8 protein-coding genes are annotated in these 23775 nt (G+C 63.4%); all 8 read left to right on the top strand.

Annotated elements, in window-relative coordinates; genetic code table 11:
- The first annotated feature begins 22 nt into the window (after nucleotides 1-22).
- The 8 genes from JW958_03445 (at nucleotide 23) to JW958_03480 (ending at nucleotide 23725) form a co-directional block, all read left to right on the top strand.
- Nucleotides 23-3520 (top strand): T9SS type A sorting domain-containing protein, encoded by a 3498-nt coding sequence (locus JW958_03445; GenBank protein MBN1825296.1) that lies wholly within the window; start codon nucleotides 23-25, stop codon nucleotides 3518-3520.
- Nucleotides 3521-4275: 755 nt separating this feature from the next.
- Nucleotides 4276-6612, top strand: a complete 2337-nt coding sequence (locus JW958_03450; protein ID MBN1825297.1) for a hypothetical protein — start codon at nucleotides 4276-4278, stop codon at nucleotides 6610-6612.
- A gap of 26 nt (nucleotides 6613-6638) precedes the next feature.
- The gene (locus JW958_03455) at nucleotides 6639-8675 is read left to right on the top strand and encodes a hypothetical protein (protein MBN1825298.1); all 2037 of its coding nucleotides are present in this window, start codon (nucleotides 6639-6641) and stop codon (nucleotides 8673-8675) included.
- Between the two features lie 247 nt (nucleotides 8676-8922).
- A complete protein-coding gene (locus tag JW958_03460) occupies nucleotides 8923-10971 on the top strand; it encodes a hypothetical protein (protein MBN1825299.1) in 2049 nt (682 codons plus the stop codon).
- Between the two features lie 163 nt (nucleotides 10972-11134).
- Nucleotides 11135-12700: a hypothetical protein gene (locus tag JW958_03465; GenBank protein MBN1825300.1), complete on the top strand. Its 1566-nt coding sequence runs from the start codon at nucleotides 11135-11137 to the stop codon at nucleotides 12698-12700.
- Between the two features lie 311 nt (nucleotides 12701-13011).
- A complete protein-coding gene (locus JW958_03470) occupies nucleotides 13012-19833 on the top strand; it encodes a right-handed parallel beta-helix repeat-containing protein (protein MBN1825301.1) in 6822 nt (2273 codons plus the stop codon).
- Between the two features lie 17 nt (nucleotides 19834-19850).
- A complete protein-coding gene (locus JW958_03475; protein MBN1825302.1) occupies nucleotides 19851-20471 on the top strand; it encodes a hypothetical protein in 621 nt (206 codons plus the stop codon).
- A 266-nt stretch (nucleotides 20472-20737) separates the two neighbouring features.
- Nucleotides 20738-23725, top strand: coding sequence for a pyruvate, phosphate dikinase (locus JW958_03480; GenBank protein ID MBN1825303.1), 2988 nt, complete (start codon nucleotides 20738-20740; stop codon nucleotides 23723-23725).
- Nucleotides 23726-23775 lie beyond the last annotated feature (50 nt).

A 23775-nucleotide genomic window follows, 5' to 3' on the forward strand; every position in this document is an offset into this window, starting at 1 on the left:
TTATGCGATGGAGGGCAGAAGTATGAGGAACGGTAAACTGACGGCCTTGGTCGTGCTGACCTTGGGCATCTTTCTTCTCACCGCCGCCACGGCTATGGCTGCCGTCGAGAAGACTCCCAAGCCGCGTGATCACAAGGTCATGATTAACGGCGAGTCCATTTCGGTCAATGGAGACCTGATCTGGACCAAGCAGGCCGCGCCCGGAGACACCGCGTGGATTCGCGTGCACGACGATGCTCGCTGCGATGAAACCGGCGATCCGGCGGACGGCGGCCAGGGCGTCGGGCTCGCGCCCGGTTACGGCACCTGGTGCTGGGAGGGCGGTCTCCTGGCTCCCGGCGTCTACGATTCCTGTTCGTCGACCACTATCTACCCCGGCATCCTTCCCGGCTGCTTCACCCACTTCGACGTTTACTCCGTGCTCACCAACAAGTGGCATCTGGATACCCTCGAGGCGTTCAACAGCGCCACCGAGGAATCCACGCCCTGGTGCGGTGAGTTCGGCGACACGCTGATTTGGGAGAACGACTACGGGTACGGGCCGCAGTACAACTGGTCGCTGATCCTGTCGCTCGGTACGTCCGGCAGCGGCTTCGGCTTCAATGCCGCGGACGGCTTCACCGTCGGCGGCGTCCACATGTACGATGTCGAGATCAACTACGACTACTGCTACCTAGAGTACGCCCTCGGCAACGACATTACGCAGGCGACTTGGTTCGAGCTGGCCCGTTACAACGGGACCTGCAACCCCGAGGATGAGGGTAGCTGTCCGGGGACGGGCAACCAGCGTTACGGCTGCGCGCAGTACGACGCCTTCTCCGTTGTCGGCCCGATCGCCGACAACTCGGCCAACGCGCTCCACATTCGCTGGCGTTTCGCCTCCGATTCGGCGTTTGACGACGAAGATGCCTCCGCCGGTGTGCACACCGACGGCGCCTGGCGCGTGGACCACGTCTACGTAAAGGCCGTGAACGGCGCTTCGAACGATTACCCCGTCGGAGGGGGCTACGAGGACTTCGAGGGCGGTCTTCCGGCCGAATGGTCGACTCCGACCCTGCCTCAGGCTCAATTGGGCGGCTACTGGTCGGGCGGCGCTTGGGTGAACGGTGTTCCGGTAACGGTCGACTGGTGGCACCTGGAGCTCGATCCGAACTACGCCAACCTGGGCAACACCTGTGAGTACTCCAACAACTGGATGTGGGTGGCCGATGACGAGGCCTTCGCCCAGAACCAGGAAGATGCGTATCACTACCGTCTCGTGTCCCCGGTCTTCGAGTGCGGCAACAACAACGTGTACTGGGATCCGGACGGACTCGGACCGGGAGCGGACAACCGCTGGTCCGGCGTGGTCGTCGAGACGGACGAGTACCTCTGCATCAAGGACATCGTGGGCGATGTGACCGACACGCAGGTCCGCGTCTTCGATGCCAACATTCAGCGCTGGTCGCAGTGGCAGGGCGACGACTACGTGACCGTCGGCGGCTGCCAGTTCTGGAACGTCGATCAGACCGAGAACTGGTCTCAGTTCCTCGGCGCCAGCATCGACTCGGTCCAGTTCTCCTGGGAGTTCCTGGATCGCTGCGACTACAACTCCGCCGGCGAGCTGCCCTGCATGGGCCAGCACCGGAAATCGACCTACATCGTCGACAACATCTCCGTCGGTGTGTTCCTCGCCGAGGACACCCAGTGGGGGATGGGAGCCAGCCAGCAGTTCGCGGACACCTTCGCGCGCGACGTCGCCATGCACTCGCTCTACAAAGAGAACTGGGAGCTCTTCCCGGGTGATGTTTGGGAGCAGGAAGACTCGCTCGCCATTCAGGTCCGTGACTACAACGGCGTCAAGGGCGGTCCCGCCCCGCTGAACTCGGCCGTGAAGGTCCACTGGCGGATCTCGACCGACTGCGGTGCGTCTTGGGACAAGGAAACTTCCCGTCCGCGCGGCGCCACCACGTTCCCGACCGTCGCTTGGAACGAGAAGGTCTGTAACTACTCGATTCCGGACGACACGGACGCGGCCGGTACGACCGCCGAGTTCAACGGAACCTACCAGACCATTATCACGCTTGCGGATAACAGCAGTTATCTGAGCAGCGCGCTGTGGCCGGAAGGTACCGTTATCGAGTACTTCTTCACCGCCATGGACAGCCTGGACAACCGGGACACGGTGCCGAACCGTATGGCGATCGCTCGGAACTCCGAGACCCTGATCAACACGACCAGTGGCGCGGAGCACGACCGTCGATTGGGCTGGCCCTTCGAGGTCAACGTGCTACCTTGCCCGACCGGGAAGGTCTCTCTGCCGACGGGGCAGAACCACTCGGTCCTCATGGTTGACGGTTACGGGCGTCGGGGCTACGACATCGGTTCCGATCAGGAGCAAACCCAGACCGGCACCGCCGTGTTCCCGCTCGTGTATCAAATCTACCAGGAGTCGCTGGACCGCCTCGGCGTCCAGTACGACTTCTACCGGTCCGGCTACGGCGTGAGCCGCGGCGGCGGCACCGGTATCTACTCCCAGCCGTTCGATCATGACGGCTACGGCGGCGTCGTGGACCACACCGGTTCGCTGGCTCGCCGTTACAACACGGTGATCTGGTTCTTCGGCGAGTTCAACAGCCTTACGGTTCTCGACTCGTCGCAGCTCGAGATCGCGACCTACCTCGATCGGGACGGGATCAACTTCGCGGACTCCGCCAACCTGTGGGTCCTCGGCGACGATCTCTGCGAGGACGAAGTCCTCACCGATCCGACTTGGACGGATGCTCAGTCCGTTCAGACCACCAACGGCGCCTACTTCTGGCAGACCCTCTGCGGTCTGACGGCGGTCGCGGGCGGTTGCACCACCGATGAAGGTCACGGAGACGCCACCGGTGGCTACTCCTATTACCTGGTCGGCCAGGCGGGTACCTGCCTCAGCGGGATCACCAAAGCCGCCGGTTACTGGGACTGCCCGATTCGCCACCAGCCGGATGACGATGCGACTACCAGCACCGCCACCGCGCTCATGAAGTACAGCGACGATCTCGGTCCCGGCAAGTTCTGCTACTCCCTGCAGCGGCATCCCAACGGCTCGAAGGTCGTCCTCTCGTTGGTCGGTCTCGAGCTGGTCGCCGGTCCGCAGGAGCGGGACTGCATCGCCCAGGCCATCCTCGGTACGAGCTGCTTCGACGTGGGCATCCCGAATCCGAAGACGACCGGGTGCAACATCAACGTGGGCGTCGACACCGACGTTCCGGGTCTGGACCGCATGGTTCTGCGTCAGAACAAGCCGAACCCGTTCAACCCGACCACGACGATCAGCTTCGCGATCCCGGGCCGGACTCAGGTCAGCCTGAAGATCTACGACATCGCCGGTCGTGAGGTCCGTACGCTCGTCAACGGCGTCCTGGACAAGGACAACTACGACGTGACGTGGCAGGGCCACGACAACAACGGCAACTCGGTTGCCAGCGGTGTCTACTTCTACCGCCTGAACGCCGGTAAAGAGACCGCGACCAAGAAGATGGTTCTTCTCCGATAATCTGTTTTCGGAGTAGATCGTTTCTTCCGGACCGCCGGGACCTTCGGGTTCCGGCGGTTCCTTTTTTTCGCGGGAAGGACTTGAGAGGGGAAGGAATGCACCCCGCGACCCTTCCCCGGCCGTCTCTCCCTTCGGGGCACGGTGTGGGGAGCCGGACGGACGGCGTAATCGCTCTCGGAGTCCGGGGCGCTTGGAATCGGTATCGATTCATTCCCTTCCCCCACCGGTCTCCCTTCGGGGCACGGTCCGGATGCTTTGCATCCTCCCTCTTCCCGCTCGCCGACCCACCTTCGCCCGCCTCGATAAGCAGGGCGGGTATTTTTATCCACTCGACGGAGGCGGGCTCCGGTGGGTGCCCGGCGAGTCGAGAGGGCCCCGAGAGGGAGACCGGCGGCGGAAGGGAGGGTCGCCCCCCGCCCCTTCTCCTCGAAGGATCACGCCGTCCGTCCGGGGAAGAAGCGGAGGGGATGGCGGGAGTGAAAGCAATGATTACATGAAAACCCTCTCCACGCGCGGGGGGGGGGGGAGGGTTCGAGTCCTCCGAAGCCCTCCGGGCGCACCACGGAGGGCGCGGGGAGGACACGGGCCCGGGATGACCGATCTGAAAGAGATTGTTTGAGTTAGCTCGTTCCGGCCGCCTGCCAATTGGGTTGACACTTTTAGAATCCCTTTGGTATAGTCGCGCAAAGATTGGAGTCGTTTGCTTTCTTTAACTTAAGTGTTCCCTTGGGGTTACACAAGTGGGGTGCGCGGAAATGGCGCGAAGGCGTGTCTTACAAGTTATCCTCTTTTCGCTGGCGGTCCTCGCCATCTATATCCTGCAACTCGGTTGCGAGGGGATCGAGGTGCCGGAGCCGGACAAGAACAAGTGGCCGAACACGGAGCTGACCGGCGCGCCGGTAGAGAGCACCGCCACTTTCTATCGAGTCCACCTCTTTTGGAAGGGTTTCGACGAGGACGGGCTGATCCAGGGATTCGAGTACGCCATCGATGACACCTCCCGCAACAACATCTGGACCTACACGACCCGTACCGATTCGGAGTTCGTCTTCAACACGGCGACGGACGAGTCCCAGCAGCAGATTCGGGAACACTCTTTTTACGTACGCGCAATCGACAACCTAGGGAAAGAGGATCCGTCGCCGTCGGTGCTCTACTTTTTCGCGCAGACCGAAGCCCAGCCGCGGACGATTCTCCTCAAGGACATCGCCCGACGGGTTTGGGCCGAGGGGGACTACGCCTATGTGGCGGCGGGAGAGAACGGCCTGAACGTGTACGACATAACCGACCCGGCGAACGCGCAACAGGTTTCGTCGGTCTTCACGGGGGGCGAGGCGACGGACATCGAAGTGGTGGACGGCTACGCGTACCTCGGTGACGGTACGGTCGGGCTCAGCATTCTGGACGTGATCGATCCCGCCAACGCCCAGTTGATCGGCCAGTACCCCACCCTGGGTCGCGGGGCGGCCGGGATGGACGAGGAGGACGGCTACCTGTTTCTCGCCGACGGCGGGAACGGGGTCGTGGTGTTGGATCTGACCGTACCGGCGGACCCGACCTACTTCGCGAAATACAAACCGGCGACCGCGAATTATTGGTTCTACGATGTGGCCGCGTCGGACAACGGTTTGGTCTTCGCCGCCGTCGGTGACGACGGCATCCTTCCCCTGGAGTTCCGCCCGGGTGAGAGTGAACAGATTCTCCGCCCCTGGTGCGGGAGGGTGATCCTGCTCTACGACAATCCCAAGGCCGAAGCGCTGCACCTCGACGTGGACGGCGACATCCTCACCGCCGCCGTCGGCGTCGCCGGCCTCTTCTTCTACGAGATCGGCGCCGATTCGGTCGAGCTGATCGCCAAGCTCGATCTGGATGGAGAGGCGCGGCAGATCTCACGCAAGAACGACCATCTGCTCGTCGCCAACGGCTCGGGGGGGCTTTGCGTCGTCGACGCGAGCGACCCCTCCGACCCGCGTCTGGTCGGAAAGGCCGATTTCTCCGGAGACGTAACGGGCGTCTCCTTCGTGGGGGACACCATCGTCGTCGGTAACGACGACCGGGGGATCGTGCTTCTGGACGGAACGGATCCGGCGCATCTCTCCATCATCGGCGACTCCATCGTGGTCCTTTGTCCGGAAAGCCCCGCCGAGAAGGAGACGCTTCTCGCCTACGAAAGCGTCACCTTCTGCTGGAACGGGCTCAGCCCGGGCGGGCAGGTAACCGCCTACAAGTACCAGCTGCAGGGAATCGATTTTGAACCGATGGTCGTTACGCCGGAGATCACCACCGTGGCGTACCAGACGCTGGAGCCGAAGGACGAGTACATCTTCACCGTCGAAGTGCTCGATGAGACGGGGCTCTGGAGCACCGGCGAAGGGACCGCGGAGCGGCACTTCACGGTGAACTTCGACCCCGAAACGAATCTGGAGTATCTGGAGGTGGTGCAGATCGGCAGCCAGGTCGTGGAACCCTACCAGATCCCGCTGACCGCCGACGACACCCTTCTCCCGGATTCGGTTTACATCCATTTCGGCTGGACGCACACCGACAAGGACAGCGTGAAAGGGGACCGGGTCGTCGGTTCCTGGTGGGTGGTGCGCGGCGCGAACGTCAGCTCCGCCGACACGTTGGAGACGATGCTCGTCACCGACGACGTGGCGGGCCCGCTGATCCACACCAATAGCCCGGTGACGCTCGAAGTGGGCGGCATCGATTCCTTCGGCCGGAAGGAGGTGCACGGCGCGACCTTCTCCTTCCTGGTGAACTTCCCCCCCACGTTGGAGATCCTATCGCCCGAGTTTAACGAGACGATCTCGGGCGACACGGTTCACGCCAGGATCCAGGGGGTCGATTCGGACGGTCCTCCGACACAGATCTTTTATATTCTCGAGGTGAAGAAAGTCGAGGATGGATCCAGGGTCGGTTACGAAGAAGCCTATGGTTTCAATGGAACACCCGAGGGGATCGTGGATGTGGATGTGGCCGTGCCGGGTGTGGAGCGGGGCAAACGGTACAGGCTCGAGGTGAAGCCGAGAGACAGGGGCGGCCTGGGCCGCCTGGGCGATATCGTCTCCGTGGAGTTCGTGATTCGCTAATTCCGTCAGGGGGTGACCGAATAATTATGAAAGGGAAACGATTTCTCGTGACACTGGCGATGCTACCGGTCCTTGCGTGGCTGGCGGCCGCCTGTGACGACAACACCACATCGGCGCCGGACGCCAACGTACCCCCGACAACGATGATCTCCGGCGGCCCGGAGTCCTTCGGAGAGTCCACCTACCGGGCCGACCTCAAGTGGTACGGCGTGGACGTGGACGGATCGATCGAGTATTTCGAATACGCCTTCGACGACACCTCGGAGTGGCTCGAAACCGCCTTCAACGGCTCCACGTTCGTGCTCTCCAGCAACGAGGCGAGCCTTTTCGACACGTTGATCGCCGCGAGCGGCGCCGACTCGATCGTGGAACGTTTCGGGAAGTACCATACCTTCTTCGTCCGCTCCGTGGACGACGACAACGCGATGGACCCGACGCCCGCGTTCCTGACCTTCAACTCCACCACCGTGGCGCCGCGGACCACCATTACCAAGGGGCCGTTGCACGATGGCATGTCCGGACGGGCGGTCAGCATCCGATGGGAGGGGGCGGACCCGGACAACCCGACCAACGCCGTCGCCGCTTACGAGTATTTCGACGCGACGAAGAAGGTGATGCGTTCCCGGTACGGATACATCGATCCGCCCGCAGGACCGGGCGTCACCCGCAAGATCTGGAACAGCCTCGACTGGATCCGTGTCGGCGCCGACACCACGCAGGTGGTTCTCAAGGCGTTGGAAACGGGATACGGCGACGCGGGGGGCAACCGCCACATGTTCTTCGTTCGATCGATCGACGAAGCGGGGGCGGTGGAACAGATCCCCGTGGTAAGGGAGAACTGGCGGGAGTGGGGCGTGAGCAACGATCCGGGCGGCCAGATCATCGTCCGTTCCAATGTGATGGGAACCGCCATCGGCAACCCGGATAACAATGCCAACCCGCATGTCGGCCAGATATTCGAGGGAACCCGGATCGTCTTCTCCTGGTACGCCAACCTGGCGAGCTACGACGGCACGGTCACCGGCTACGGTTGGGCTTACGACAATCCCATCTGGAGCCCCTGGGACGTGGAGATGACCCGCTATCCGGTCAGCGGGGATTACACGCCGACGATCGGCCGCCACACGTTCTACGTACGCGCCAAGGACGAGGCGGGGTTGATCATCCGACAGGAGTTCCCCTTCGAGGTTCATCCCGGACCACCGAAGGACACGACCAACATCTTCCTCCTCTGCGATTTCTACGTTCCGGGGTACATCGGGCAATACCCCACGCCGACCCAATACGTCTCATACTGGGAGGACTCCCTTCTCGTGAACTTCAACAGGGCCCGTTCCTGGACCCCCCGGTTGGAGGCGGATAACGACCCGCCGATCCTCCGCATGGTGGAAGCCTCGACGATGATTCTTACGCTGGATGATTGGGAATTCGGCACCACCATCATCGCGGTGTGGAACGACAACAACATCAACCCGATCTGGTCGTACGTGGACGCCGGCGGGAACCTCTTCATCGTCGGGTTCATGCCGGGCTGGAGTTTCCTGCCCGACAACGACATGATCGACACGGGGGCGGTTGCCGAGCCGGATCCCTGTTTCGACTACTCGAGTTACAAAAGTTGCGGATCGAGCCTGATCTGGTATCAACCGCTCATGCCGGATTCTTTCCCGCATCCGCTGTACGAGTACGCCGCCCTGGAGACGACCTGGCTCGACGACCAGCTCGACTACATGTGGGGGGCCAAGTCTCTCTATCCCAGTCTTCCGGACCTACACGTGGACAGCACCCGTTCCGAACTCCTCCAGAGTTTCGACGGGCTCTGGAAGTGTGAGGGGATTACCATCCGGAAGAACGTGGGGGCGGTGCCGCTCTACGCGATCAGCCGCGTCAAGGGAGACCCGATGGTCCCCGAGAGACCGAACGCGGTCTGGATGCCTTCGGACGGCGCCCGCGGCCATGTGGTTTACATGTCGATGCCGCTGTACTTCATGAAACCGGATGAGGCGAAAGAGGCGGTCGAGGCGATTCTGATCCGTCTCTTCAACGAGCAACCCCGGTTCTGACGCCGGTCCGCTTCGGCGGCGTCGATGCGAATTCGGAACCGATCGACCGGCGGGAGCCCCGCCCCGAGGGGCGCGGGCTCCCCGGTTTTTTACAACAGGTCGGGAGAGGGTTTCCTCGCCGGCCGGATCGTCCGGCCGGCCGCCCGCATCCTCGATCCTGCCGAATCCTCCGGCACTCTGCCGGAAGAGGCGCGCGGAGCCGCCCTCTCCAGCGTGCGAAGGCGCACGATCACGAGGGGGTGATGTCATGATGTCGATTCATCGCCTGTTCGCTGTATTGTTTCTCCTGTCGGCCATCGGAATTTTCGATGGTTGTGACACGGTGTCCACCACGGGCCCGGACGGGAACCAACCGCCCGAAACCTGGCTGAGCGGCGGCCCCGAACCTTTCGACGCGATCTCCTACCGCGCGGATCTCCACTGGACCGGAAGCGATTCGGACGGAGATGTGGTCTACTACGAATACGCCGTGGACGACACGACCGAGTGGACCCGCGTGATCGGCGGTTCCTCCGAGTTTCTCTTCTCCTGCGGCGAGGAGCCCCTTTTCGATACGCTGACCGCCGCGTCCGGCGCCGATTCGGTGGTGGAGCGGTCCGGCGCATTTCACTCTTTCTGGGTGCGCGCCGTGGACAACGAGGGGGCGAGGGATCCCTCCCCGGCTTGGATCTGCTTCAACGCGACGACGGTGCTTCCCTGGAGCCGGATCACGCAGGGTCCCATGCAGAGTGGGATGTCCGGCACTTCGGTCCGGATCCGATGGGAGGGATTCGATCCGGACGGAACCACCGGTCCGATCGGGTACGAGTATTTTTACGCCGTCAAATCGACCATGAGGGAGGTTTATGGCTACGAAGACGCCACGGGAGTGACCCGCGAGGTCTGGAACAGCCTGGACTGGAACCGCGTCGGCGCGGACTGCACCCACGTCGATCTCCGGAATCTCACCACCGGGTATGGGGAGGACGGCGGCAACCGAAGCATGTTCTTCGTTCGCGCCGTCGACGAGGCGGGGTCGGTGGAGCAGATCACGGAGCCGTACCGGAACTGGATCGAATGGGGCGTGGGGAGAATGCCGCCGCAGATCGTCATCCATTCGAATTGGATGGGGACCGCGATGGGGAGTCTCCAGTATACCGGGATCGCTTTTGCCGGAAGCCGCCCCCGTTTCGCCTGGACCATGAACGGTTCTCTCGATCCTTGGGCTCTCGACCTCGACGGGTTCCGCTACGCCTACGACGCGCCGGAGTGGACCCCCTCCATCGGCTATGACGCCGGCCTGACCGCCTTCCCTCCGGAGGGGGAGACGTTCATCCTCGAAGAGATCGGCCACCACGTCTTTTACGTGGAAGCTTCTTTTCTTCCGGAGGGGACCGAGATATGCGAGTTTTCCTTCGATGTCTATCCTTCCCCGGCGGCGGAGACCAACATCTTTCTTCTAAACGATTTCTATGTTCCGGGATATCCCGGCCAGTATCCGAGCCCCGGGAGCTATGTCGCCCTCTGGGAGGATACGCTTCTCGCCGGCTTCAGCCGATTGCCCACCCGGACCCCGCGTATGGAGGAGGATACCGATCCACCGATCCAGAGAATGGCGGGAGCGTCGACGGTGATCCTCACTCTGGACGATTGGGAGTTCGGCACCACCATGACCGCGGTGTGGAACGACAACAATAGTAATCCGATCTGGTCGTACGCGGACGCCGGCGGGAACCTCTTTGTCGTCGGTTTCATGCCGGGCTGGAGCTTCCTCCCGGACAGGGATATGGACCTCTCCGGTACGGAACCGGAGTACGCTCCCTGTCTCGACTATTCCGCCTATAGCGCCTGCGGCGGCTATCTGGTTTGGCACCAGCCTCACTGGCCCGACCTCGGCCCCAAAACGTCTTTGTACAATCCGGTTCCGCATCCGCTCTACGAGTTCTGCGCGTTGGAGACGACCTGGCTCGACCAGGGGAGCGATTTCCTGGTCTCCGCCGAGGCGCTCCACGCGGGGTTTCCGGACCTGCACATCGACACGACCCGGTCCACGTTGCTGGCCGCTTACCCCGGCCTCTGGAATTGCGAAGAGCTGACCGTTCGGAGCGATGTCGGCGCGGTGCCTCTCTACGCGCCGGTTCGCGAGGAGGGGGGCGCCGCGGCATCCCGCCCGAACGCGGTCTGGATCCCCTCGGACGGTCATCGGGGCCACGTGGTGTATATGAGCATGCCTCTCTACTTTTTCCCGCCCGGCGAGGCGCGGGAGGTGGTGGAGACGATATTGGAGGATCTGTTCGGGGAGGTGTCCCGAAAGTAATCGGCGCCGCCCACGATAAAGCCCGTTCCCTTTCCCTCTGGATGGTTCGGGGCCCGGGTGCTACAATGACCCGGTTAGGTTGGAAACACACCAGGACATTCGGCATAAGTCGCCCTTTGCCAAAGGTTTCCGGGGCGGCCGCCAAACGAAATCGGGGGCGTCGATGAAGACAACTCGAAAGAACCCTTGGGCTCTTTTCGCGGCTCCGGTCGCGGTGCTTCTCTCTGTGGTGATTGTGGGTCCCGTGATCGCCCAAGCGGTGGAGACCCCACCGATCCCGATCACGGTCACGCCGCTCAATCGGAAGACGGTGATCCAGTGGAATCAACCGTCCGAGGAGATCATCTCGTCCCTCGCTCAGGCCGACAGCAGCTGGGGGGGGACGGCGGAGTTTATCCACCGCGGTGAATACAGCGGGCACTGCGACATGGACATCACCTTCCGGGTGTTGAACCCGGTGGCGAGTTTCCGGGATCCTTTCGTGGAGACCGTTCTCTTTCAGGGCACCGATCCGTCGCGCCCGAACTATTGGACCGGGACGGCAGTCCCCTACGCCGGCGGCGAACCGGACATCTGCGAGAACCACAACATCTTGGTCACCGCCCTCGGCTCGGACGTGCTACTCGCGGATGGCACCGCCTCGGGCGAGCCGATCCTTTTCGACTGGCTCGATCCGCCCGACATGGGGACCTTCACCCTTCCGGCGGATTTTCGCCCCGGCGTGGACAGCATCCCGGTGACCATCGACGTCTGGATCTCCTTCGGAGAGGGGACCATCGATTCCGGCGGCGAGTTCACCGTGCGGGCGAAATCCAACGACATCCAGCTCTCCTGGAGTTACGTCCCCGAGGGCGGTGGTGAGACGGAGCGGGTTTCCTCCTCCGACGATGGGAACGACCCCCTGACGATTTGCCGGCCCGACGATTGGGTCGACTTTCTCTTCGGCCTCGAGGTGACGATCACCACGGACACGACCTACAAGGACTCGCTGGTCCTGGAGATCACCGCCCGGGACTCGGTGGTGGCGCCCGGCGACACGATCACGGTCTACGACACCACCGAAACATTCGTCACCGTGATCGACGAGATTCTGGACGATGTGCCCGCCGGCGGGGATTCGCTCGGCGTGGTTCATTTGAACTACCGCAAGATCGACGGATACCGGGTGTACCGGAACGACATCACGAACCCGGATCGGTTCGTCCTTCTGAAGGACCTGAATTTCTGCCGCGCCGACTCGATCCCCCGCGAAAACGCGACCCTGTCGGAGCTGGATTCGCTTCTCGCCGATCCCTTCCTGTACGAGGACACGGTGGGGGTCCACAACGGATTTCCCTATGTGTACTACGTGACCGCTTACGACACGTTGACCCATAGCGAGAGCGCCGACTCCCTGAAGAGCAACCGGATTTTCCCGCGCAGTCTCGCCACGGAGGATCTCGACAAGATCCTCGTGGTGCCGAATCCCTACAAGCGGAACGCGGCTTGGGAAGAGGGGGTAGAGCAGCTCCAGTTCACCCATCTGCCGGCGCGAGCCTCCATCCGGATCTACACTATAGGCGGCGACCTGATCCGCGAATGGGAGCACTACGATCCGTCCGGCGGCGGCAATTCGTCCTGGGACATGAGAAACGATAACGGAGATCTGGTGGTCAGCGGGGTCTACCTCTATCACGTGAAATCCGCCGCCGGAGGGGAACGCGTCGGGAAATTCATCATCGTCCGGTGAGGTCGTCCTCTCATCGGGGCGGCCCTCTCCGCGAGGGTCAGCATTTCACCGATCGCCGGCGCCTCCGCGAGGAGGCGGACGTGCCTGCTTGCCGCGCCGCCGGAGGGTCTCCACCCCGGCTCTCCCGGCGGAAGCGTATCCCGTCCTTCGGCCCGGACGCACCCCTCGGACCCGCCCGGGCCAAATTGACAGCGTGGGAACGGATTGGTATAGTTTGGCATTCGTCAACATGGTTTAACGCTTTTTTTATCAAAGCCTTGCCCCCAAACGGACATTCCGCGACCGGGGTTACGAAAGGAGCTCTCTTGACCATGAACGGCCGAAACGCCTTATCGATCCTGCTGGTGGGCCTGCTCCTGGCGATTCCCGGGTGGGCCGGCGCGACGACCCGCTACGTCGTGATGCAGCCGATCCAGACCGACCTGGCCGCGACAGCGGGCATAACGCCGTTTCCACCCTATGATTTCATCTTGTATGCCGCGACGGATATCCAGGATGCTCTCGATTACTGCGCGTACGGTGATACGGTTTTGATCGCGGGAGCCCAGCCCGAGGACACCTTCAATGGATATCTGCATTCCGAATCGATCGTAATCCCGAACGGCGTGGTCGTTCTGGGCGGTTGGGATGTGAACGCGGCGATTATGGGCCTCGGGAGCATGCCGGCCGTGGACCAGAGGATCTTCGCCGAGGACAGCCTCTGGACGATAATCATTCCCGCGATCGGTTCCGATGATCCGGTGGTCCGTTTCGCCGTCGACTCCACCGAGGTGTACGACACGACCACCGTAGGAGAGGAGGAAGTGATCGATTCCTCCTGGGTCCACACGGGCGTGGATTCCACCACGGTTCTCAGGGGCCTCTTCATTAGCGACGGAAACACCGAAATCGACGGCGCCGGAATCCTCCTGCCCATCGGTTCTCCCCGGATCACGCGCAACGTCTTCAGCAGCCACACGACCTCCGAGCGGGGCGGCGCCATCTTCATCGGGTACGGCTCCCCGCGGATCGAGCACAACACCTTCGCTTCGAACTATGTCGGGGACGCCGCCGGCGGCATCGTGCACGTCGCGGGCGGGGCTCCGATCATTCGGGACAACATCTTCAGCGGCAACAGCGGGCCGGGATACGCCGTCGCCTGCTCCGATAGCGCGGGCGCGCCGGTTTTGGGATACAACCTGTTCTATCGGAACAACGACCAGGACACCCTCGCCTGCTCCGGCGACGGATCGAACCTTTTCGGCGTAAATCCGGTCTATTGCGCTTCCGCCGACAACGACTATCGCCTCTTTCGGGAGTCCCCCATCGCGGCGGCCTCCTCGGAAGGGGATGCGATCGGCGCCTGGGGCATCGGATGCCGGGCGACACGCAAGTACGTCGCCGCCACCGGCGCCACGGGAATCCTTCCCTATAACGAGCCGGATCGGGCGGCCCTCACCCTCTCCGCCGCCCTCGACGTCTCCTACCCGGGCGACACGATCCTGGTCACCATCGGCGAGTTCGAGGAGAACCTGGAGGTTCCCGGGGGGATCCGGCTGTCGGGAAGCTGGGATTACGGATTCAACTTTCAAGACCCGTACCAATCCGGCACGGTGATCCGCTCCGTCGAAGGCGGAGAGAGCGCCATCCGCCTCACCGGCGAAGGAACCGGCGATAACCACCTGGAGTATCTCGTGCTCACCGACGCGGGCGACGCGGACGGGGCTCTTCTCTCCGCGGAGGGGGTCGCGGTGACGCTCGAGCACATCTCCGTGGTAGGGAACATCAGCGCCGGCGCCTCATTGATTCACGCCGGCGCGGGCGCTTCGCTCGATTTCGATTACTGCATGTTCGCCCTCAACCAAGACGCTCCGGTGTTCGGTTGCGGCGGCGGCTCCGTCACGGTCCGGAACAGCAACTTTTTCGAGAACGACGAGATCGCGGCGGCGGGATGCGCAGTCGCCTTGATCGACACCACGCGGCGCGATCCTTTCTTCTGTGATCCGGACTCGGCGGATTATCGGGTCTATTCGGAAGGCAGGATGGGCGAGTCGGCGCCGGGGCTTTCACCGTTCGGCGCCCTCTCGGTGGGCTGCAACTACTCCGCTCACTACGTCCGTCTGGGCGTGGGCGATGGAGTGTATCCCTACGAGACGCCGGAGAAAGCCACGTCGGACGTGGAGGCGGCCATCGACGTCGCGTCGGCTCAGGACACGATCCGTATGGGGTCGGGCGTTTACGAGATGAACCTGACCATCGACAAGGGTGTCGGGTTCGAGGGCGGGTGGACCGATTCCACCTTCCTTACCCGGGATTACGCTTTCGCGCCGAGCATCCTGCAGGGGACGGCGGCGGGGGAACCGACGGTCCGTTTCGAGGGCGTGTTCTCCCAGTTCGCCCCTTCCGGCGGGCTGGATGGATTCATCATCACACACGCCGAGGGGGTGGAGGGACCCGGAGTGGTCGTCGCCGAAGGCGCCCGCCCGAGACTCCGTCACAACCTGATCACCGGGAACCATGTCGACTATGTCTCGCACCCCGAGCACCCCGCCGCGGGCGTGGTGATCCAGGGAATCGTCGGCGGATCGCAGGCCGTTCCGATCCTCCAGGAGAACACCATCGCCGGGAACACGATCACCGGCGCCGTCGCCGGCAACCGGGTCGCCTCGGGCGTCTCGATCAGCGAGGCGGGCACCACGACGAACAACTGGACCTGGCTCCTGGACAACATCATCTCCGACAACGCGGGTGGGATCGCCGCGATCGTGAACCAGGAAAGCTGGATCCGCCTGGACGACAACATCATTTTCGACAACACGAACATCAATGCCGCCGACAGCAGTTGGGCGGACTACAGCTTCTACGGGGAGCAGGTCGACGATTTCCGGTCGATCGATCCCCTCTTCTGCGGAGCGGATTCCGGGAACTACTACCTCACCAGTTGCTCGCCGGCGATCGTTAGCGCCACCGGCGACACGGTGACCGGCGCGTTGCCGGTCTCCCCCTATTGCATCTGCGACGGCGAGGTGTTTCTCGTCAACCCGAGCGCCGGGGCGTCCGGCTTCCCCTTCCGGAGCAGGCGGAACGCGGCCCGGCACATCTCGGATATCGATCCTTACTTCTTCCGGGGAGACACGATCTCCCTATTGGGACAGGCGGAGCGCTGCACGGTCAAGGTGTGCGCCGGCGCGATCATCGATTCCTTTACTTTGGTGAACGGCGTGAAATACCGGGGCGGGTACGTCCTCCCCGACTACCTGGAGTCCTCCCGGAATCCCGCCGATCCGAACAAGACCTCCCGCATCGGCGGCGGCGCGAGGAACCGGATCATGACCGCCGGTCCCGGCGTCGACAGCACCACCGTGGTGGACGGTTTCGAGTTCGCGGCGGGGCGCGCCGATAAGGGCTCGGGAGCCTATCTGTACGGAGACGCGGCCCCGGTCTTCAGCAACAACAAGTTCATCGAGTGCCGTTCCACGCAATCGGGGGTCATCTACTCCGACGAGGAGTCGTCTCCGAGGATCATCGGCAACCGGATCTACAACAACTCCGTGGATACCGACGGAGGCGTGATCCATCTCGCGGGCGCGGGCGGCGTGGTGGCGAACAACACCGTTTCCGACAACAAGGGTGGAGGATGGGCGTTCATCGCCGAGGAGTGCGCCCCGGACGTGTACAACAACGCCTTCACCTACAACGATCAGGGAATCCGCACCGACGGCGCCGCAGCGATTCACTTCGATCATAACGACGTGTTCTATCACGACCCGGACTACGAAGAAGAGATGGAGTTCGATACCACCGGACAGGGGAACATCTCCCAAGGACCGCTCTACTGCGCCCGGGGACGTTTTCAGTACACCCTTTTCGATCATTCACCTTTGGTTGCGGCGGGAAGGAACGGCGGCAACATGGGCGCGCGGCCGGTGGGGTGCAGCACGCCCCGGCACTACGTGAGCGAAGCGGGCGCGAACGAATACCCCTACGACACGGCGGTCCGGGCGGCTCATCGCATTCAGGACGCAGTCGACGTGGCCAGCATGGCCGGGTTCTCCAACCCGAACGACTCCGCGGACGTGGTCTTGGTCGCCGCGGGCACCTACGAGGAAACGCTTCGGGTGCCGACGAACGTCAAGGTATACGGCGGGTACAACGCCTCCTTCAGTGCCGAGCAGCGTGATTACCGCACGAACGTAACGGTGATCGACGCGGGTGGCGAGGGAACCGCCGTGGTGATCGATTCCGGAGCGAGAGGTCCCACGGCCACGGCGACGGTCGCCGGGAACACGGCGACCATCTTCGACGGCTTCACCATCCGGAACGGGCAAGGCGTTCGCGGCGGCGGTATCCGAATCGGCGAGTACGCGAAGCCGGTGGTCCGTTACAACCGGATCGAGCACTGCCGCGCCGACCTGGGAGGCGGCATTTTGGTCGAACCGGGCGCGAAGGGGTGGATCGTGTACAACACGGTGGTCGAGGACACCGCCGTTTCCGGAGCGGGACTCTTCGCCGAGGGTTACACCACTTCGGCGTGGGACACGACGTGGCATGGTGGAGAAATCACCGGCGTCAACGGATTGTCGGAAACGGTCCCCCTCATCGCCAACAATACATTCGTGGACTGCGAGGTCGAGGGTGGAGGCGCCGGAGTCGTTCATCTGGATGAGGCGGAACCGATTTTCCGCCGATCCATCGTAGCGTACAACGGCGGCGGCGCCGGATTGGTACACGTCTATGATTTGGGCGGACACGATACCGCTTTGCCCCAGGTGTACAACAACCAGTTCTACAGCAACGCCGGCGGCGACTCCCTGCCGGATCATCTGAACCTTCTCCTCGGCGAGCACGTGATCGCTCCTCCCGCTTTCTGTGACACCGCGGAGGGGGCTTACACCCTGCTCTACGATCGCAGTCTGATCCGAGATGAAGTAAGCCCGGTTCGGGACAGCTGCGCCGCGACCATCTGGGGTTCGGAGCCGGTCGGTTGCACCTATCCGGGGCACCGATTCCTGGCCTATTGGGATCCCAACTCCAACAACCGGCCGATCTTCCCCTATGTCTGCGCTCCGAACGCTGCGCGAAACCTGGACGTCATTCTTCCCTACGTGAACAGCGGAGACACGGTGGACGTGGCCGGCGACAGTCGCGTGGCGACCACTACTCCTCCCTTGGAGGGCGCCCTGTACACCGGTAATTTCCAGGTGAATCGCCCCATCGTCCTGCGCGGCGGGTTCGACGCCGGATTCGCCTTGTCGGAGCCGAAGCCGGACTCCGTGTCTCTCCAAGCGGTGCTTCGCCCACGAACGAACGGATCGATCCTCGTTGTTCAACAGGATCCCGCGGCGGCCACGGACAGCACGCTCCGCATCGACTCGACGACGATCATCTCGGGGCTGACCTTCCAAAACGCGAACGCGGAGTTGGTCAACGGCGGTGCGATTCGTTGCATCGGCGGCGCCAGCCCGACGATCCGGAAGTGTTCCTTCGAGGAGAACTCCACCAAGAACTGGGGCGGAGCGATCTCCATCCGGGACGCCGCCTCCCCGCGGATTCTGGACAGCTACTTCTACCGGAACCGGGCGGGTGTCGGCGGCGCGATCTACCTGTACCGCGTCTCCGATCCGGTTGTGCGGGGGAACATCTTCTCCGAGAACGGCGATCCCGAGATCGGCCAGTACGGAGGCGTCCGGATCGAGGAGTCGACCGCAGGCGGCTCGGTGGACAACAACGTCTTCTACGGCAACCGCCGCGGCGCCCTCTCCCTCTCCGAGGCGAAGGGCGGCTTCCGGATCTGGAACAACGTGATCGCCTCCAACGGCGGTTACGGGATCTCCCTGACGCCCGTGTTCGAAGGGATCCAGACGCCCGTTCTCTCCCACAACGACCTGTGGGCGAACAGCGAGGGGAATCTGCTCAACATCGACGAGGACACGACATCGATCCACGCGAACCCGCAGTTCTGCAACACGGGAGAGCGGTTCGATCTCACCAACCGGCTGAGGGTGTTCGACACCTTCTTCCGCTATCAGGAGTGTTCGCCCATGCTTCTCGCCGGCGTCGATCCCCTGTCGGAGCGGGACGCCCACATCGGCGTGGCCAAGCTGAGCGAAATGACCTGCGCGGACACCACGGCGCCGGCGCTGGAGATCGGGTTCCTGCTCCACTCGACCCTGCCGGGCGTGGCGAACCTTTATGTCATTCCGAACGAGACCATCGCCCGGGATTCGATTCTCCTTCAAACCATGTACGCCAACGCCCGTCTCGAATCGGTCGACGTGGGCGGCGAGATCATCACGCAGATCGTTTACGACTTCGACACGACCGACGTGGAAGTGGCCGAAAGCGACGCCTACCTCTCGGTGTACACGAGCCGGAACATCACGCTCCAAACGGCGGACACGCTCATCGTCCAGGCCCGCGCCGTCGATCTCTGCGGCAAGGTGGGGACGAGGAAGCGCGAGTTCTCGGCGAAGGAGTTCAGCGAAGGGGGCGCCGGCAAGATGTGGAGCGTCGACCGGGTGGCGGAGCTGGACGTGCCGTCCGGCGCGTTGATGCACGCCGGCGTGGTCCTCATGGAGAAGCTCGGCGGCGATCGCTTCGCCGAAGGGGAAACGCCGCTCGCCGGCCCCTATCACTTGAGCCTCGAACAGGTGCGCCCCGCCGCGCCTCTCGGCCTCCGCTTCACGCTCGCCGGCGGCGAGACGGACGCGGAACGGTTCGCGGGGCTCGCGGTCTACCGCTGGGACGGCGAACGCTGGACCCGGCTGGAATCTCTGGTCGACCCGGCGTCTCGCACCGTGAGCGCTTCGATCGAAACCGGCGGGACCTACGTCGTCCTTTGGTCGGAAGACGTGCGGAGCGGGGAGGAGATACCCGCGCGCTTCGCGCTCCATCCGAACATGCCGAACCCCTTCAACCCGATCACCCGGATCGCCTTCGACCTGCCCGTCCGCGCGGAGGTTTCGCTTCGCGTATACGACGTGAGCGGCCGGAGTGTCCGCACCCTGCGGGACGGGACGATGAACGCGGGGCGGCACGAGGTGGTGTGGGACGGCACCAACAACGCGGGCCGTTCCGTCGCCTCGGGAATCTACTTCTACCGCATCGATGCGGGCGACGAGAAGGCCGTCCGCAAGATGACGTTGATCCGCTAGCGGAGAGGAAGAGTTCGATGAGAAAGATGACGCGCATGAGAAGGTGCCTGCCGGTCTTGATGGTCTTCTCCGTGATCCTCTTCGCGGCCTGCGGCGACGAGGACGGTCCGACCGAGCCTCAGGTGACGACCTATCTGAGCGAGGGGTGGGACAAGTTCGCGGAGGAGAGCTACACGGAGGCGCTCGGCAAATTCCAGGCGGCGGTGAATGAGGACGGCGGGCTGGGGGACGGCTGGAACGGAATCGGCTGGACCTGTCTGCGGCTGGATTCGCTCGACGCCGCCATGGAGGCTTTCGATCGGGCCGTGGCGAAGGGATACATCGGCGCCGGCGCCCAAGCGGGGCGGTGTCTGATCTTCAACCTTCGGGACGAGTTCCGGCAGAGCGTATTCGCCGGGATGCGCGCGATCGAGATCGATCCCGCCTTCGAGCTGGAGGGGGATCGTACGATCGACATCCGGGACGTCCGTCTCGCCATGGCGCAATCCTATTTCGCCTTGAGCGAGTACGAGGAAGCCCGGAGCCAGATGGTGATCATCGACCCGAAATACGAGGCTCTGAATCCCAACTCGGCCACCTTCCTCCAGGACCTGATCGGGTCTTTGGAAGAACTTACGGAAACCCTCTCTCTGTTCTGAGAGAGGGAGCGTCCGAACGGAACGGGTCGCGGAAAAGCCCTCGAGGGCTCTTTCGCGGCCCTTTTCTGCTTTTTACCGTTCTTGTTCCCCGTCCCGCGCTGTGCTAAAATGCACGGTTCGATCGATGTCCCCGGCGTTCGCCGCGGACCGATCCGCGCGCGGACCGGTCCGTTCGTGTGACGGTCCACCGACCGTTCCGCGGCGAACCGAACCGCATGTTCCGGCGTCCCTTACGGGGATCGGACCGGAGGAGGAGTGGAGGATCGATGAGCACGAAGAAGAGGAAGATGGTCTATTTCTTCGGCGACGGCAAAGCGGAGGGCCGGGCCGACATGCGGAACCTGCTGGGCGGCAAGGGCGCCAACCTCGCGGAGATGAATCGCATCGGGATCCGCGTCCCCGCCGGATTCACGATCACGACGGAGGTATGCATCGAGTATCAGGCGAGCCGCCGCTTCCCCGCCGGCCTCGATCGCGAAGTCAAGGAACACGTGGGTCGGGTGGAAAAAGTGATGGGAGCCCGGTTCGGCGATCAGCGGAATCCTCTGCTCCTCTCCGTGCGTTCCGGCGCGCGGGTTTCGATGCCGGGCATGATGGACACGGTGCTGAACATCGGCCTCAACGACCGGACCGTATCGGGAATGGCCGCGGCGATGGGGGACGAGCGGACCGCCTGGGACAGCTACCGGCGTTTCGTGCAGATGTACGGCAACGTGGTTCTCGGCATCGATTCGGATCAGTTCGAGCACGCCTTGGAAGCGAGGAAAGAGGCTTCCGGCGTCCGACTCGACAAGGACCTCCCCGTGCCCGCGCTCCGGGAGTTGGTCGGGGAATTCAAGGGGATCGTGCGGCGTGAAACCGGCCGTGATTTCCCGGAGAAGCCCTGGGATCAGCTCTGGGGAGCCATCGGCGCAGTCTTCGGCTCCTGGAACGTGAAGCGGGCTATCGAGTATCGGCGGCTTCACAAGATCCCCAACGACTGGGGAACCGCGGCGAACGTGCAGTCGATGGTCTTCGGCAACCTGGGAGAGACGAGCGCCACTGGCGTCGCCTTCACGCGCGACCCGGCGACCGGCGAAAACCTGTTCTACGGCGAATATCTCACGAACGCCCAGGGCGAGGACGTGGTGGCCGGTATCCGGACTCCCCACCCGATCAACCGTGCCGGCGCCGGCGACGGCGGACTCACCCCCCTCGAAGACGAGATGCCCGAGGCTTACAAGGAACTGGAAGGTGTTTACCGAAAGATCGAGCGGCACTACCGGGACATGCAGGATGTGGAATTCACCATTCAGCAGGGGCGGCTCTGGATGCTCCAGACCCGCGCCGGCAAGAGGACGGCGGTGGCGGCGATCCGCATCGCCGTGGAGATGGTGGACGAGGGCCTGATCAGCCGCGAGGAGGCGGTCTCCCGGGTAGACCCGAACCAGCTCGACCAGCTCCTTCATCCCATGTTCGACCCGAAGGCGCCGCGCCGGGTGATCGCCAAGGGGCTGAACGCTTCGCCCGGCGCCGCCACCGGCAGGGTCGTGTTCAGCGCCGACGAGGCGGTCGCCGCCGTGGAGCGCGAACCGGGCGCGCGCGTGATTTTGGTGCGAACCGAGACGAGCCCCGAGGATATCCACGGGATGGCGGTCGCCCAGGGGATTCTCACCTCCCGTGGGGGGATGACATCCCACGCCGCCGTGGTCGCCCGCGGTATCGGCAAGTGCTGCGTCGCCGGATGCGGCGACGTGCACGTGCAACGCGCCGAGAATTGCTTCGTGGTGGGCGATGTGACCGTGAAGGCGGGCGATTCGATCTCTCTGGACGGGTCGACCGGCGAGGTGATGCTCGGCGAAGTCCCGACCATGGATTCGGAGATCAACCAGGTCCTCCTGGGCGCCAAGAAACAAGAGGATTCGGAGCTTTATCGATATTTCGAAAAGCTGATGTCCTGGGCGGACACGATTCGGAAACTGAAGGTCCGAACCAACGCGGAAACGCCCCTCGACGCGGACCGCGCGGTCCGTTTCGGGGCCCAAGGGATCGGGCTCGCCCGGACGGAGCACATGTTCTTCGAGGGGAACCGGATCGACGCGATGCGGGAGATGATCGTCGCCTCCGACTCGGAGGGCCGCCGCCGGGCGCTCGCCAAGCTGCTCCCGCTGCAGCGGCGGGACTTCATCGAGATCTTCCGGGTCATGAACGGCCGGCCGGTGACGGTGCGGACCCTCGATCCGCCACTGCACGAGTTCCTCCCTCACAAGGAGGAGGAGATCGTCGAACTGGCCGCGCAGGTGGGCGTCTCGACGGACGATCTGAAAAAGACGGTCGAATCGCTCCATGAGATGAACCCCATGCTCGGGCACCGGGGCTGCCGGCTCGGGATCGTTTACGAAGAAATCACCGAGATGCAGGCCCGGGCGATCATCGAGGCGGCCTGTCAGGTGAAGAGCGAGGGGATCCCGGTGATGCCGGAGATCATGATTCCGTTGGTGGCTACCCGCAAGGAACTGCAGCTGCAGCGCGTCATCGTGGACCGGGTCGCCGGCGAGGTGATGGCCGAGCGGGGCGTGAAGGTTCCCTACCTTGTCGGAACGATGATCGAACTCCCTCGGGCCGCGCTGACGGCGGACGAGATCGCCGAAGAGGCGGAGTTCTTCTCCTTCGGCACCAACGACCTGACGCAAACCACCTACGGTCTCTCCCGGGACGACGCGGGTAAGTTCCTTCCATATTACGTGGAGCACGGCATCCTCCCCGCCGATCCCTTCCAGGTGCTGGACCAGACCGGCGTCGGGCCGCTGATGCGAATCGCCGTGGAGAAGGGACGCTCCATCCGCCCGAAACTGAAAGTGGGCATCTGCGGCGAGCACGGAGGGGAACCTTCGTCGGTTATCTTCTGCCACCGGATCGGGCTCGACTATGTGAGCTGCTCCCCCTTCCGGGTGCCCATCGCCCGCCTCGCGCTGGCGCACGCGGCGCTCGAGGATAAGGGGGGCGCCGAGCCTCCGGCCCGCTATCGTAAGGAAGCGGGGAAGAAGAAGGTCGTGAAGAAGGCGGGCGCCAAGAAAACGGCCAAGAAGAAGACGAAGAAGAAAGTCGCGAAGAAGACCGTGAAGAAGGCGGGCGCCAAGAAAACGGCCAAGAAGAAGGTCGTGAAGAAGACCGTCAAAAAGAAAGTCGTCGGGAAGAAGACGAAGAAGAAGGCTCCGGCGAAGAAGAAGACGGCGAAGAAGGCTCCCCGCCGGAAGGTTTCCAAGAAGCGCTGATCGCGGCGCGCCTCGGGTGAAAAGAGAAAGAGACCGGCGGGGGCTTCCCC

The organism is Candidatus Eisenbacteria bacterium, from assembly GCA_016930695.1.
GTDB lineage: Bacteria > Orphanbacterota > Orphanbacteria > Orphanbacterales > Orphanbacteraceae > JAFGGD01.

Excerpts from the sequence above, each read along its gene's own strand:
- JW958_03445 (MBN1825296.1), top strand. The coding sequence starts at position 23 with ATGAGGAACGGTAAACTGACGGCCTTGGTCGTGCTGACCTTGGGCATC.
- JW958_03450 (MBN1825297.1), top strand. The coding sequence starts at position 4,276 with ATGGCGCGAAGGCGTGTCTTACAAGTTATCCTCTTTTCGCTGGCGGTC.
- JW958_03455 (MBN1825298.1), top strand. The coding sequence starts at position 6,639 with ATGAAAGGGAAACGATTTCTCGTGACACTGGCGATGCTACCGGTCCTT.
- JW958_03460 (MBN1825299.1), top strand. The coding sequence starts at position 8,923 with ATGATGTCGATTCATCGCCTGTTCGCTGTATTGTTTCTCCTGTCGGCC.
- JW958_03465 (MBN1825300.1), top strand. The coding sequence starts at position 11,135 with ATGAAGACAACTCGAAAGAACCCTTGGGCTCTTTTCGCGGCTCCGGTC.
- JW958_03470 (MBN1825301.1), top strand. The coding sequence starts at position 13,012 with ATGAACGGCCGAAACGCCTTATCGATCCTGCTGGTGGGCCTGCTCCTG.
- JW958_03475 (MBN1825302.1), top strand. The coding sequence starts at position 19,851 with ATGAGAAAGATGACGCGCATGAGAAGGTGCCTGCCGGTCTTGATGGTC.
- JW958_03480 (MBN1825303.1), top strand. The coding sequence starts at position 20,738 with ATGAGCACGAAGAAGAGGAAGATGGTCTATTTCTTCGGCGACGGCAAA.